General features: G+C 54.6%; 13 protein-coding genes. All 13 read left to right on the plus strand.

The genetic code is table 11. The annotated features are described in order from the left end of the window. The 13 genes from FYJ62_RS03730 (at position 1) to pfkB (ending at position 13,874) form a co-directional block, all read left to right on the plus strand. A complete protein-coding gene (locus tag FYJ62_RS03730) occupies positions 1-780 on the plus strand; it encodes a ParA family protein (protein WP_154547870.1) in 780 nt (259 codons plus the stop codon). Beyond that, the gene (locus tag FYJ62_RS03735) at positions 758-1,660 is read left to right on the plus strand and encodes a ParB/RepB/Spo0J family partition protein (protein WP_154547872.1); all 903 of its coding nucleotides are present in this window, start codon (positions 758-760) and stop codon (positions 1,658-1,660) included. Before FYJ62_RS03730 ends, FYJ62_RS03735 begins: the two co-directional genes overlap by 23 nt. Beyond that, entirely contained in the window at positions 1,653-1,916 is a 264-nt protein-coding gene (locus tag FYJ62_RS03740; protein ID WP_154547874.1) for a DUF951 domain-containing protein, read from the plus strand. Before FYJ62_RS03735 ends, FYJ62_RS03740 begins: the two co-directional genes overlap by 8 nt. Positions 1,917-1,997: 81 nt before the next feature. Continuing rightward, a complete protein-coding gene (ychF, locus tag FYJ62_RS03745; protein ID WP_154547876.1) occupies positions 1,998-3,098 on the plus strand; it encodes a redox-regulated ATPase YchF in 1,101 nt (366 codons plus the stop codon). A 14-nt stretch (positions 3,099-3,112) separates the two neighbouring features. Next, the gene (locus FYJ62_RS03750) at positions 3,113-3,856 is read left to right on the plus strand and encodes a DUF1129 domain-containing protein (RefSeq protein WP_206988801.1); all 744 of its coding nucleotides are present in this window, start codon (positions 3,113-3,115) and stop codon (positions 3,854-3,856) included. 153 nt (positions 3,857-4,009) lie between these two features. Continuing rightward, entirely contained in the window at positions 4,010-5,737 is a 1,728-nt protein-coding gene (locus tag FYJ62_RS03755) for an ABC transporter ATP-binding protein (RefSeq protein WP_154547878.1), read from the plus strand. Positions 5,738-5,751: 14 nt separating this feature from the next. Next, positions 5,752-7,596 carry an ABC transporter ATP-binding protein gene (locus FYJ62_RS03760; RefSeq protein WP_154547880.1) on the plus strand — a complete coding sequence of 615 codons (1,845 nt, stop codon included), beginning with the start codon at positions 5,752-5,754 and terminating at the stop codon, positions 7,594-7,596. Positions 7,597-7,731: 135 nt separating this feature from the next. Then, positions 7,732-8,418 carry a response regulator transcription factor gene (locus FYJ62_RS03765; RefSeq protein WP_154547882.1) on the plus strand — a complete coding sequence of 229 codons (687 nt, stop codon included), beginning with the start codon at positions 7,732-7,734 and terminating at the stop codon, positions 8,416-8,418. After that, positions 8,408-9,607: a sensor histidine kinase gene (locus FYJ62_RS03770; RefSeq protein ID WP_154547884.1), complete on the plus strand. Its 1,200-nt coding sequence runs from the start codon at positions 8,408-8,410 to the stop codon at positions 9,605-9,607. The genes FYJ62_RS03765 and FYJ62_RS03770 overlap by 11 nt, the downstream gene beginning before the upstream one ends. Positions 9,608-9,645: 38 nt before the next feature. Continuing rightward, a complete protein-coding gene (locus FYJ62_RS03775) occupies positions 9,646-11,196 on the plus strand; it encodes a UDP-N-acetylmuramoyl-L-alanyl-D-glutamate--2,6-diaminopimelate ligase (RefSeq protein WP_154547886.1) in 1,551 nt (516 codons plus the stop codon). A 21-nt stretch (positions 11,197-11,217) separates the two neighbouring features. Continuing rightward, the gene (locus FYJ62_RS03780) at positions 11,218-11,967 is read left to right on the plus strand and encodes an aspartate/glutamate racemase family protein (RefSeq protein ID WP_154547888.1); all 750 of its coding nucleotides are present in this window, start codon (positions 11,218-11,220) and stop codon (positions 11,965-11,967) included. Between the two features lie 238 nt (positions 11,968-12,205). Further along, positions 12,206-12,955 (plus strand): DeoR/GlpR family DNA-binding transcription regulator, encoded by a 750-nt coding sequence (locus FYJ62_RS03785; RefSeq protein WP_154547890.1) that lies wholly within the window; start codon positions 12,206-12,208, stop codon positions 12,953-12,955. A gap of 4 nt (positions 12,956-12,959) precedes the next feature. Beyond that, complete coding sequence (gene pfkB / locus FYJ62_RS03790; RefSeq protein WP_154547892.1) at positions 12,960-13,874, plus strand: 1-phosphofructokinase; 915 nt, start codon at positions 12,960-12,962, stop codon at positions 13,872-13,874. Positions 13,875-13,903: the final 29 nt, after the last annotated feature.

The raw sequence follows: 13,903 nt of genomic DNA on the forward strand, positions 1-13,903 counted from the left end.
ATGGGAAGCGTCATTGCAATTGCCAATCAAAAAGGGGGCGTGGGCAAGACCACGACCACGATCGACTTGGCGGCCTCAATCGCCAAGCGCGGCTACAAGGTCCTGATCGTGGACATCGACCCCCAGGGCAATGCCACCTCAGGGCTGGGGATTGAAAAATCAACGATTGAATACGACATCTACAACGTCCTGGTTGACGAGATTCCGATCGCTTCAGCAATCAAAAAGACCAGCGCCAAGAACCTGGACATCGTGCCGGCCACCATCAACCTGGCTGGGGCAGAGACCGAGCTGATCAGCATGATGGCCCGGGAAACCCGCCTGAAAGGGGCCATCGATGACCTGGGCGACAAGTACGACTTTATCTTTATCGACTGTCCCCCATCCTTAGGCCAGCTGTCGATCAACGCCTTCACGGCCAGCCAGTCCATCCTGATTCCCGTGCAAAGCGAGTACTACGCCATGGAAGGCTTGAGCCAATTGCTCAACACCATCCGCCTGGTTCAAAAGCACTTCAACAAGAACCTGGGCGTGGAAGGGGTCCTGCTGACCATGCTGGACGCCAGAACCAACCTGGGGGCTGACGTGGTCCAGCAGGTCAAGGAATACTTTGGCGACCGGGTCTACAAGACGATCATCCCCCGGATCACCAAGCTGGCCGAAGCACCAAGCTACGGCGAGCCGATTACGGAATACGCCCCGAACTCCCGCGGCGCCAAGGTATATGACGACTTAGCAAAAGAGGTATTAAAGGCACATGGCAAGAGACTCAAGAAATAGCAAGAACAAGAAAGAAGTCAAGAAGAAGGGGGGCCTGGGCCGGGGCTTGAGCGCCCTCTTTGAAGAGGAGCCCCAGGTCAAGCCGGCCGAGGAGATTGAAGACCTCCCTTTGGAAGAGGTCCGGCCCAACCCCTACCAGCCGCGGAAGAATTTCGATGAAAAAAAGCTGGGCGAATTAGCGGAATCCATCAAGGAAAACGGGGTCCTGCAGCCAATCATCGTCCGCCGGTCCGTGGGCGGCTATGAGATCATTGCCGGCGAGCGGCGCTTCCGAGCTTCGGAACTGGCCGGCAAGACCACCATTCCGGCCATCATCCGCCAGTTTGACGAGAGCCAGATGATGGAAGTGGCCATCTTGGAAAACCTGCAAAGAGAGGACCTGACCCCGCTGGAAGAGGCCCAGGCATACGAGATGCTGCAGAAGAACCTCGGCTTGACCCAGGAAGAGGTCTCCAAGAAGATGGGCAAGTCCCGGCCTTACATCACCAACTACCTCCGCCTCTTGACCCTGCCGCAGAAGACCAAGGCCTTGCTGCAGCACGGGCAATTGTCCATGGGCCAGGCCAGAACCCTGCTGGGCTTAAAGGACAAGGAGGCCATTGACGGCCTGGCCAAGCGAGTCGTCAAGGAGGGGATGCCGGTCCGCAAGGTCGAGGCCGTGGTCGCCCAGATGAATGAGCGGGGCAAGAAGCAAAAGAAGAAGAGCGCGGGCAAGTCGGCCTTCATTAAGGCCAGTGAAAGCCAGCTGGCTTCCAAGTTCGGCGCTCCGGTCAACATCTCTGAAACTAAGCGGGGCAAGGGCCACTTGTCCATTGATTTTGCCTCGCCAGAGGAGCTGAACAGAATTCTGGATTTGTTAGGTGTGAATCTCGATGAATAAGAACTTTTCTTTTGATTTAGCAGACACGGTGGAAATGAAGAAGCCGCATGCTTGCCAGACCAACAACTGGGAAGTCATGCGGGTCGGGGCGGACATCCGCCTCAAATGCATGGGCTGCGGGCACGTGGTCATGATGAGCCGGGGCGACTTCACCAAACGGGCCAAGAAGGTCCTGACCAAGGCTAATGACCCCGTCAATCGCAAATTGGCGCACTATGTCGCCAAAGAGGAGATTGCGCGGCCAAACTTCAAGTAGTACAACTACTAGAGGGCAAAAATTCCAAAATAGACAATAAGGTAAAAATTAGCAAGCAGATAGAAAGAGGAAAACAGAAATATGGCTTTAACTGCTGGTATCGTCGGTTTGCCAAACGTCGGCAAGTCAACTTTGTTTAACGCTATCACCAAGGCAGGGGCGGAAATGGCAAACTACCCCTTCGCCACGATTGAACCAAACGTGGGGATGGTTGAAGTGCCAGACGCCCGCCTGGCCCGGATCCAAGAACTGATCCCAGCCAAGAAGGTCGTCCACACGACTTTTGAATTCACGGACATCGCCGGCCTGGTCAAGGGGGCTTCCAAGGGTGAAGGCCTGGGCAACAAGTTCCTGGAAAACATCCGCCAAACTGACGCCATCGTGCACGTAGTCCGTGCTTTTGACGACGAAAACATCACTTCAGTCTCCGGCAAGGTTGACCCGGAAGAAGACATCGACACCATCAACCTGGAACTGGTCTACGCTGACCTGGACTCAGTCGACCGCCGCATCGGCAAGGTCAAGAAGATGGCTCAGCAAAAGGACAAGGAAGCCATGGCTGAATACAATGTCTTGGAAAAGATCAAGCCGGTTCTGGAAGCCGGCGACCCAGTCCGCTCCATCCAGTTCACGGAAGATGAGCAAAAGATCGTCAAGGGCCTCTTCCTGCTGACTTCAAAGCCAGTCATCTACGTGGCTAACATCGCCGAAAGCTCAATGGCTGATCCGGAAAGCGACAAGTACTACCAAATCGTCAAGGCCCACGCCGACAAGGAAGGCGCTGAATGCCTGGGCATTTCCGCGGAAATCGAAGAAGAAATTGCCGGCCTGGACGATGATGAAAAGGAAGAAATGCTGGCTGCCGAAGGGGTTAAGGAATCTGGCTTGGACCGCCTGATTCGGGCTGCCTACCACCTGCTGGGTCTGAGAACCTTCTTCACGGCCGGCGGCAAGGAAACCCGGGCCTGGACCTTCCACCAAGGCATGAAGGCTCCGCAAGTTGCCGGGATCATCCACTCCGACTTTGAACGTGGCTTTATCCGGGCCGAGGTCGTTTCCTTCGCTGACCTGGACCAATACGAAAGCATGCAGAAGATCAAGGAAGCCGGCCGCCTGCGCCTGGAAGGCAAGGACTATGAGGTTCAAGACGGCGACATCATTGAATTCAGATTTAACGTTTAATCAGGAGGCTACAAGTGAGCGAAAAAAAGCAAGAAACTGAACAAGCCGAAAAGCAAGTCGTGCAAGGGACCGGCGCGAAAGCGGCCAAGGACCGCTTGTCCAACAAGAACAAGGACTACCTCTACCGTCTGCGCAAGGCCCTGCTGGCTGGCGGGATGAGCGAGAGCAAGGCGGAAGCGGAAATCTCCAAGCGGCTGCCGGAAATTCTGGAAGCCCAGGTCAAGGGCCAACCGGCCAACGTCCTCTATGGGGCGTCCCCCAAGGTTCTGGCTGACCGGATCCTGCACCCGGAAGTCAAGCCGCAAAAGGTGCCAGCCTGGATCATTACCGTTGACGGTGGCCTGATCTATACGGCCATCTTGACCCTGATGTTCGGGCTGATTCAAGCCTTCTCGGGCGACAACAAGTCCACTGCCTCCGGCTCTGGGATCCTGACCCTCTTGATCATGGGGATCGGCATGGGCTGGTTCTTCAGCAAGTACGAAAGCTGGATCCAGCCAAGCAGCAAGAACGGCAAGACCAGCTGGGGCAAGGTTATCGGGGCCGGGGTCGGCTCCATCGTGGCCTTGATGCTGGTGGTCTTCGTCCTGTCGCTGCCGGCCTTGCAGGTCATCAACCCGGTTCTGCCTGGCTGGGCTGACTTGATCGTGGCCGCGGCTGCTTACGGCCTGCGCTGGCTCCTGCGCCGCCACTACGGCATCGAAGGCTCATCTTTCACTCCTTCAACCATGTCCATGAAGAAGCCGGAAGACAAGTAGGCTGAAAAAGCAAATTCAATAGCGTGCTTTTTATTTAAAAAAGGTGTAAACTAAATAAGCTAAGTAAAACAAATAGATGATCTTAGGATCGTCTATTTGTTTTTGTTTGGAACGATTTAGATAAGCATTGAGTAAATTAGAGGGAGGCCATGAATGCTTAAGACTTTATTGAAGTCTGTCCGGCAGTACAAGAAAGAATCGCTTCTTTCGCCCTTGTGCGTAGCTGTCGAAGTCTTCATTGAAATGTATATCCCATACATTATGGGACAGTTGATCGACAACGGGGTCAACAAGGGGGACATGGATTATGTCAGACGTCTCGGTTTCTACACCATCGTCTTGACCTTGATTTCCCTGGCCCTGGGGGCGTCAGCCTCATACTTTTCCGCCCACGCGGCGGCCGGCTTTGTTGCCAACCTGCGCAAGGACATGTTCTACCATATGCAGGACTTCTCCTTTGAGAACATTGACCGCTTCTCCAGCGCCAGTCTGGTAACCCGGATGACCACGGACACGACCAACATCCAGAACGCCTACATGATGAGCATCAGAGTAGCGGTCCGGGCACCATTGATGCTGATCATTTCCCTGATCATGTCCATCGTGGTCAGCCCGCGTCTGGCCTTGATCTTTATCATCGCCGCGCCGATTTTGGCCGTCGTCCTGGTGTTGCTGATCAACGCCACCCGGCCTTACTTCCCAAGAATCTTCAGAGCCTACGATGAACTGAACCGCAAGGTCCGCGAAAACATCCGTGGGATCCGGGAAGTCAAGACCTACGTCCACGAGGACGAGCAAATCGAAGAATTTGAGAAGTCATCCAGCAAGATCTTCCGCCTCTTCTCCGGCGCCATGAAGATCATGGCCCTGAACGGCCCAGTCATGACCTTGACCATCAACGTGGCCATGCTGCTGCTTTGCTGGTTTGGGGGCACGATGATCGTTGGCCACCAATTGGAAACCGGCCAGCTGGTTTCCATGTTCTCTTACACCACGTCAGTGCTGTTCTCACTGATGGTCCTGTCCATGATCTTTACCCAGTTGATCATGGCCCAGTCCAGCGGCCAGCGTGTTGCTGAAGTGCTGACGGCCAAGCCAACCATCGTCAACCCGAAGAAGGCGCCTTTGACGGAAGTGACCAACGGGGAGATCATTTTTGACCACGTCAACTTCAAGTACGACAAGGATGACAGTCACTATGCCCTGAAGGACATCAACCTGCAGATCAAGTCCGGGGAAACCATCGGGATCATCGGGGAGACTGGCTCATCCAAGTCAACCCTGATCTCCATGATTCCGCGCCTGTACGACACGACTGGCGGCGCGGTCCGGGTCGGCGGCCACAACGTGCGCTCATACGACTTGAAGACCTTGCGCGACAACGTTGCCGTCGTCTTGCAAAAGAACGTCCTGTTCTCCGGCACCATCAAGGAAAACCTGAAGTGGGGCGATGAAAACGCCACTGATGAAGAAATCCTGAAGGCAGCCAAGATTGCCCACGCCGACGACTTCATCCAGGAAATGCCAGACAAGTACGAAACGCACGTCGAACAAGGCGGGACCAACGTTTCCGGCGGTCAGAAGCAGCGGATCACGATTGCCAGAGCTCTGCTGAAGAAGCCGAAGATCCTGATCCTGGACGACTCAACCAGTGCCGTCGACACCAAGACCGAAAGAGAAATCAGAGAAGCCTTGGCCCGCGACCTGCCTAAGACGACCAAGATCATCATCTCCCAGAGAATCGTCTCAATTAAAGATGCCGACCGGATCATCGTCATGAACCATGGCCAGATCGAAGCCATCGGCACCCACGATGAACTGATGCAGACGGACGAGCTCTACAGCTCAATTGCCAAGTACCAAGAAGAAAACAAGAAGTAGGTGAAGGAACGGATATGACAAAGAAACAAAACAGCAACGAGCCATCCCAAGCCAAAACCTTGTGGCGGCTTATCAAGTACATTTACCAAGTCAGCCCGGCTTCCCTGATCATTTCCCTGGTCGCGATCATCATCAGTGCCGGGGCCACGGTTTATGGTTCCCTCTTCATTGAGCAGCTGATCGACAAGTACATCACGCCAATGCTCAAGCAGTCCACGCCGAACTTCGCCCCCCTGATCCACGCCATTCTTTTCATGGCTTGCATCTACGCGGTCGGGGTCGTGGCCAACTACCTGTTTACCTTGCTCATGATGCTCGTGAGCCAGCGGGTGCAAAAGCAGATTCGTGACGAGATGTTCGCCCACATGCAGCACCTACCGATCGCCTTCTTTGACCAGAACGAATACGGCGACGTTATGTCCCGCTACACCAACGACATTGACACCTTGATGCAGATGATTTCCCAAGCCTTGCCAATGCTCGTCAACTCGGCTTTCAACGTGGCCTTCGTCCTGGTGGGGATGCTGGTCTTGAGCTGGCAGCTGACGATCGTGTCCTTGATCGTGGTCTGCCTGTCGATCGGGATCGTGAAGTACCTGACCGGCAAGTCCAGCCACTTCTTCAACATTCAGCAGAAGACGGTTGGGGAAGTCAACGGCTACAACGAAGAAATGCTGACGGGCTTGAAGGTCGTCAAGGTCTTCTCCCACGAAAAGGAAGCCGAAGCGCAGTTTGACGTCTACAATGAGCAGCTGCGCAACGCCTCAGCCAAGGCCAACACCTACTCAACCATCTTGTTCCCAATCATGGGCAACATCGGCAACCTGCTTTACGTCTTGATTGCCTTTATCGGCGGGGCCGCCGTTTTGGCGGGCAGCCTGCCTTTGACTCTGGGGGCTTTGGCCTCATTCATGCAATTGTCCAAGGCCTTCATCATGCCAATTGCCCAGATTTCCCAGCAATTGAACGTCATTGTCCTGGCAATCGCCGGGGGCAACCGGATCTTCGAGCTTTTGGACCAAAAGGCCGAAATCGATGACGGGGACGTGACCATTGAGCAAAAGCCAGGCGTCAAGAACGCATGGCAATGGAATCTGCCAGCTGAAGGCAACAAGAAGGTGCCAGTCAAGGGCCACATCGTCTTTGACCACGTCAACTTTGGCTACGTGCCAGGCAAGCAGATCCTTTACGACGTCTCTTTGGACGCCAAGCCGGGCATGAAGGTGGCCCTGGTTGGGGAAACTGGGGCCGGGAAGACCACGATTTCTTCTATGATCAACCGCTTCTACGAGATCAACTCCGGGACCATTACTTACGACGGGATCGACATCAAGCAGATCAAGAAGGATTCCCTGCGCCAGTCAGTTTCCGTCGTCCTGCAGGAAACCCACATGTTTACCGGGACCATCATGGACAACATCCGCTTTGGCCGGCCTGACGCCTCTGACGACGAAGTCTACCAAGCTGCCCGCCTGGCCAGAGCCGATGAGTTCATCCACGAATTGGATGACGGCTACCAGACCGTGATCGACGGTTCAGGCGGCGACCTGTCCCAAGGGCAGATGCAGCTGCTGTCGATTGCCCGGGCAATGATCGCCGACGAGCCAGTCATGATCCTGGACGAAGCCACCAGCTCCATCGACACCAGAACTGAGCGGCTGGTTCAAGCCGGGATGGACAACCTGCTGGCTGGCCGGACCAGCTTCGTCATCGCCCACCGTCTGTCCACCATCGTCAACTCTGACCTGATTCTGGTTCTGGACCACGGGCACGTGATCGAAGCCGGCAACCATGACCAGCTGCTGGCCAAGAAGGGCTACTACTACGAGCTCTACACGGGCAAGAAGGAAATCCAGTAAAGCCTGGCAAAGATTAGCTTAATATTTGCTAAAAATCGCAAAAAGAACGCGCAAGAGTGTGCGTTCTTTTTGTTATATCGGTTAAAATAAGGGATAGCGACAATTAATAGATGAGAGTAGAAGGGATTTTTGAAGATGAAGATTCTCGTTGTAGATGACGACAAGGAAATCGTCGAGCTTTTGAGCATTTATTTGAAGAATGAAGGCTACGAGCCAATCGCGGCCTACAACGGCAAGGAGGCCTTGACCAAGCTGTCCACCAATCCCGACATTGCCTTGATGATTTTGGACGTGATGATGCCGAACATGTCCGGGATTGAGGTCGTGAAGGAGGTCCGCAAGGATTCTGACATCCCGATCATTATCGTCAGCGCCAAAACGGGTGACATGGACAAGATCCAGGGCCTGATCACCGGGGCGGACGACTACGTGTCCAAGCCGTTCAACCCGCTGGAAGTCATGGCCCGGGTCCGCTCGCTTTTGCGCCGGAGCCAGAAGCAGGTCAAGGAAGACGAGCCGGACGTTCTGGAAGTAGGGCCGCTCATCATCAACAAGGACTCCCACGAGGTCAAGACCGTGGAAGGGAAGGAGATCCAGCTGACGGCCCTGGAATTCGGGATCCTCTACCTGCTGGCCAGCCATCCCAACCGGGTCTTCTCAGCCGATGAGATTTTTGAGCGCGTTTGGCAGCAGGAATCCATCGTCAGCGCCAAGACGGTCATGGTCCACGTGTCCCACTTGCGCGACAAGATCCAGAAGGCCACTGACGGCGAAGAAGTTATCAAGACTGTATGGGGCGTAGGTTACAAGGTTGAAGCCTAAAAATAAAGAAAACAAGCGCCAGCGGGTCAAGCTGACCGCGGCGGAAAAGAGCGAACTGTTCGCTGAAGGCGTGGTGACGATCATCATCATGCTGCTTTTGAACCTGTCGGTAATCATTCTCTACCATTTGGCCATTCTGCAGGACAAGAGTCTGGTCAACGGGATCTACTTCTTGAAAAAGACCATGACGATCGGGCCGGGCGGCTTTCACCTCTGGTCCTGGGAGCGGATCGGGGTCTTCTTGATGGGGATTGCCGACGTGGTGGTCTTGTACTGGCGCTTGATCCGCAGATATCACCAGATGCAGCTGCGGCACATTATTTCCGAGTTGCACTATATTGCCAACGGCCACTTCGACCACCGGATCTCCTTCAGCGTCAACACCGACATGCAGAAGGTGATCGACTCCATCAACTCCTTGGTTGATTCCACCGTGGAAGCCATCAATGAGGAAAAGGCGATCGAGCAGTCCAAGGATGAGCTGATCACCAACGTCTCCCACGACATCCGGACGCCTTTGACCAGCATTATCGGCTATTTGGGCCTGCTGAAAAACGGGGCCGTGACCAGCCGCGAGGATATGATGAAGTACATCAATATTGCCTACGACAAGGCCGAGCAGATGAAGTCTCTGGCCAATGACCTGTTTGAGTACACGACCTTGAAGTCGACCAAGACCAAGCTGACCCTGTCGCCGGTCAACATCCTGAGCATGATGGAGCAAGTGGCGGCCGGCTTTGAACTTGAAGCAGAGAAAAAGGGCATCTCCTTTGCCATCAAGGCTCGGCCGGAAGACCTGGTCGTCAATGCCGATGTCGAAAAGCTGGTCCGGGTCTACAACAACTTGATCTCCAACGCCCTCAAGTACGCGGCTGGCGCGGACACCATCAACCTGGTGGCCAACCTGGTCAATGAAAAGTGGGTTGAGCTCCGGGTGGAGAACAACGGGGAGCCGATTCCCCAGGATAAGCTGAAGAAGATTTTTGACCGCTTCTACCGGGTCGAAAGCTCCAGAAACACCAAGACCGGCGGGACGGGCCTGGGCCTCTCCATCGTCCAGGGCGTGGTGGAGCTTCATGGCGGCACCATCCGCTGCGAGTCAAACGCCAAGCTGACCAGCTTCATCATCCTTTTGCCGCGCCACCCTAACCCTAAGCTGGCAAACTCAAAAGCGCGCCGTGTGGTATAATTTTTAGTGAATTTATATTTGACCATGAGGAGTAACTAATGAGCATCTCATTAAACACTTGTATTTTAATTTTGAAAGAACACCACTTGCTCAAGTCAAGCGCTGTCCAAGATACTGTGCAGACCAAGATGGAATACGTTTCCTACGATTCGCGCGACGTCCAGACCAACACGCTCTTCTTCTGCAAGGGGGCCGGCTTTAGACCAACCTACCTGTCAATGGCTAGAGAAGACGGGGCGATTGCTTACGTGGCTGAGCAGCCATATCCAGAAGGCAAGGGGATGCACGCCTTAATCGTGCGCAACGTGGCCAAGGCCATGGCCCTGCTGTCAGCCGCCTTCTACCGCTTCCCGCAAGATGACCTCTTCCTGGTGGGCTTCACCGGCACCAAGGGCAAGACCACTTCAGCCTACTTCTTGAAGGGCATGCTCGACCAGATCAACGGCGGCCACACTGCTTTGCTCTCATCAGTCAACAACATCGTCGGCACGGCGCCTGAAGACACCTTCAAGTCCAGCCTGACCACGCCGGAATCCCTGGACCTTTTCCGCGACATGCGCCGGGCCGTGGACAACGGGATGACCCACATGGTTATGGAAGTATCCTCCCAAGCCTACAAGAAGAACCGGGTCTTTGGCCTGACTTACGACTTGGGCTTCTTCTTGAACATCTCTCCAGACCACATCGGGCCGAATGAGCACCCGAACTTTGAGGACTACCTCCACTGCAAGCTGCAATTGCTGGTCAACTCCCGCAAGTGCATCATCAACGCGGAAACGGCCCGCTTTGACGACGTCTACGCGGCCGCTACGACTACGACCAACCCGGACAGCATCTACCTTTTTGCCCGGGAAGGCTTCGAAAATCCAAAACTGAAGAAGCAGATCGACTTCCGCTACAAGTCCATTGAAACCGACCTGGCGGAAACCCAGTTCACCTTGGAGACCGTTTCACCGCAGGCCCACAAGCTGCCAATCGCTGGCGACTACACCCTGCAGATGATCGGGGATTTCAATGAGACCAACGCGACCGGCGCCATCATCGGGGCCGGTCTGGCAGGCATGGACCACGACTCCTGCGCTGCCGGCATCCGCCACGTGACGATTCCGGGCCGGATGGAGACCGTCACGACCAAGGAACACGGGCTGATCGTCGTTGACTACGCCCACAACAAGGCTTCAATGATGGCCTTGATGAAGTTCATGCGCCGCGAATTCGCCAACCCGCGCGTAATCGTCGTTGTCGGCGCGCCTGGCGACAAGGGCATCTCCCGCCGGGCCGGCTTTAGCGAAAGCCTGACGGCTGAAGCCGACAAGGCCTTTTTGACCACTGACGACCCAGGCTTTGAGAACGCCGAGGAGATCTGTGAGGAAATCGATGCCGGCATCGACCACTCCAAGTGCGCGACCGTGATCGAACTTGACCGGGAAAAGGCCATTCACGATGCCATCAGCGAAGCCACGGCCAATGACGTGGTCTTGCTCTGCGGCAAGGGCGCGGACGCCTTCCAGAAGATCCGCGGCGTTGACACCCCATACGAGGGCGACATGGCAGTTGCCCGCAGGGTGATCAGCGAGCTTGAAAAATAAACACAGTTAGGATGAACAATCTTGAAGCATTTCTTTAGCATTATTGGTGGGATGGGCACGATCGCTACCGAAAGCTATGTCCGCTTAATCAACCACCGGGTGAAGATCGCCAAGGACCAGGACTACTTGAACTACATCTTGGTCAACGACGCCCAGGTTCCCGACCGGACGGCCTATATCATGGACCACAGCCAGCCTAATTTCTTCAATGACCTTAAAGATGATGTTTTGGGCCAGGCTAAGCTGGGGCCGGACTTTATCGTCATGCCCTGCAACACGGCCCATTATTTCTATGACGACCTGGCGGCCTTGACGGACATTCCCTTCTTGAACATGATGCGGATTGCCGTCCACCAATTCGTGGACAAGTTCCCAGGCGAGCAGAAGATCGGCTTGATCGCGACTGAAGGGTCCATCTACGACCACCTGTATGAGGACGAGATCCACCGGGCCGGCAAGGAAGTCGAGTTCGGGGGCGCGGAAATCCAGCCAATGGTCACGGAGTTGATCTACCGGGACATCAAGGAGAAGGGGACCGTGGACGGAGACCTCTACCACGAGATCCTGCGCAAGATGCACGAGGAATATGGCTGCGAAGTCATTCTTTTGGGTTGCACGGAACTGTCCCTGGCCCAAGAGCAGGCGCCAGACCACCCATACCACGTGCTTGATCCCCAGTCGATCTTGGCCGACGTGTCAATCGAATTGGCCCTGCAGATCAGAAATGGGGCTGATCCCAAGCAAGTCTGCGCCAAGTACCTGTACAAGTAAGAAACATTTAGCAACTCCTGAAGCAGGAGTTGATCAATTAAAACAATCAAAAACGGTCAGTCAAACCTGGCGGGCACACTTAAGCTATTTAAGTCTGCCCGCCTTTTTTATGTAAAAAAACATTAGAAATGGCAAAAACATGCTAAAATAAAGGCCTGGAGAAAAAGTGACTGTTTTTGACTGTTTTTGATTGCTTTTTGGCAAGAAAGCCTTTACAATACTAATGAGGTGAGAAAAGATGCTGACCGAAGAACGGCAAAGAAGAATCACGGAATACGTCAACGAGCATAAGATCTGCCGCGTTTCCGAGCTTTGTGAACTGACGTCAACGTCCGAATCAACGATCAGGCGCGATTTGAGCGAGATGGAAGACCGGGGCCTGCTGAAGCGGGTCCACGGCGGGGCTGAGAGCATCAAGGGCTTTGGCCAGGATGTGGCCCAGAATATCCGCTTCAATCTTAACCGCGACGAGAAGGCGGCGATTGCCAGAGAGGCCGTCAGCCACGTGCATCCAAACGACTATGTCTTTTTGGACGCGGGGACGACCATTTATGAAATGGTGCCTTTTCTGAAGGAAATTGCGGGCCTGCACGTGGTCACTACCGGAATCGATACGGCCCTGGCCTGCACCGATGCCGGGATTGATACCTGCCTTTTAGGGGGCAAGATCAAGCAGGAAACTCACGCCATTATTGGCGCGGCTGCCCTGGACCGCTTGCGCCGCCTCAATTTCAACGCTGCCTTTATTGGCGCCAACGCCATGAGCCGCGAGGGGACTTTGACTACTCCAGACACGGAAGAAGCGTCGATCAAGCAGGCCGCGATTGAGCAGAGCCAAGCCGCCTACGTCTTAATTGATCGCAGCAAATTTGACGCGGTGACTTTTGCTGAATTCGCGAATGTCCAGCAGGTCGTTGTCATCACGCGCTTAAAAGCAGCAGACCGGCGCAAAATGCCAGCTAATATTCAACTTGAGGAGGCTGAATAAGAAAATGATTTACACTGTAACCGTTAACCCAGCTTTGGACTACGTCCTGCAGCTGGAAAAGGTAAATGATGGGGAAACCAACCGTTCAAGCGACACCCAATTCTTGGCCGGGGGCAAGGGGATCAACGTCTCCCAAATCCTGAACCAATTGGGCGTTGAAAACACGGCTTGGGGCTTTGTCGGCGGCTTTACCGGCGAAGAGCTGATCCGTCAGCTGAACGTCAAGCAGATCAACAGTGACTTTGTCCGCATCAGCGACACGACACGGGTGAACGTAAAGATTCATGCCCAACAAGAAACTGAAATCAACGCGGCTGGTCCAAAGATCACTGACCAGGAAGTTGCCGCCTTCAAGGCCCGCCTGGACGACTTGAAGCCAGGCGACGTCGTAGTTATCAGCGGGAGCCTGGCACCAAGCCTGCCAACTGACTTCTACGAAAGCCTTTTGCCAACCATCCGCGAAAAGGGTGCTGAATTCGTCGTTGACACGACTGGCGAAGCCCTGTTGCGGACCTTGAAGTTCCACCCATTGGTTATCAAGCCAAACCACCACGAATTGGCCGACTTGTTCCACACTGAATTCAAGTCAACCAATGACATGCTGCAAGCAGCCAAGAAGCTGCTGGACCAAGGCGCGCAAAACGTCATGATCTCCATGGCCGGCGAAGGCGCCTACCTGGTAACCCCAGACCACATCTACCACGCCAACGCCGCCAAGGGCGTTGCCGTCAACTCAGTTGGGGCCGGCGACTCCATGATCGCGGGCTTCGTTGGGACCTGGTTTGAAACCCACGACGCTGCTGAAGGCCTCCGGGTCGGCAGTGCCTGCGGTGGGGCAACCGCCTTTACGGAAGACATTGCCGTTAAGAGCCAAATCGATGTCGTCTTGCCGCAAATTAAGATCGACGTTGTCGAATAATTTGCTGGCAATAGCAGAGAAGTGCGTCA

Origin of the sequence: Lactobacillus porci, from assembly GCF_009695985.1 — a bacterium.
GTDB classification, from domain to species: domain Bacteria; phylum Bacillota; class Bacilli; order Lactobacillales; family Lactobacillaceae; genus Lactobacillus; species Lactobacillus absianus.

Bases quoted from the DNA above. Each gene is read 5' to 3' on its own strand.
- FYJ62_RS03740 (WP_154547874.1), top strand. From the start codon at position 1,653: ATGAATAAGAACTTTTCTTTTGATTTAGCAGACACGGTGGAAATGAAG.
- FYJ62_RS03765 (WP_154547882.1), top strand. From the start codon at position 7,732: ATGAAGATTCTCGTTGTAGATGACGACAAGGAAATCGTCGAGCTTTTG.
- FYJ62_RS03760 (WP_154547880.1), top strand. From the start codon at position 5,752: ATGACAAAGAAACAAAACAGCAACGAGCCATCCCAAGCCAAAACCTTG.
- FYJ62_RS03735 (WP_154547872.1), top strand. From the start codon at position 758: ATGGCAAGAGACTCAAGAAATAGCAAGAACAAGAAAGAAGTCAAGAAG.
- FYJ62_RS03785 (WP_154547890.1), top strand. From the start codon at position 12,206: ATGCTGACCGAAGAACGGCAAAGAAGAATCACGGAATACGTCAACGAG.
- FYJ62_RS03775 (WP_154547886.1), top strand. From the start codon at position 9,646: ATGAGCATCTCATTAAACACTTGTATTTTAATTTTGAAAGAACACCAC.
- ychF (WP_154547876.1), top strand. From the start codon at position 1,998: ATGGCTTTAACTGCTGGTATCGTCGGTTTGCCAAACGTCGGCAAGTCA.
- FYJ62_RS03755 (WP_154547878.1), top strand. From the start codon at position 4,010: ATGCTTAAGACTTTATTGAAGTCTGTCCGGCAGTACAAGAAAGAATCG.
- FYJ62_RS03730 (WP_154547870.1), top strand. From the start codon at position 1: ATGGGAAGCGTCATTGCAATTGCCAATCAAAAAGGGGGCGTGGGCAAG.
- pfkB (WP_154547892.1), top strand. From the start codon at position 12,960: ATGATTTACACTGTAACCGTTAACCCAGCTTTGGACTACGTCCTGCAG.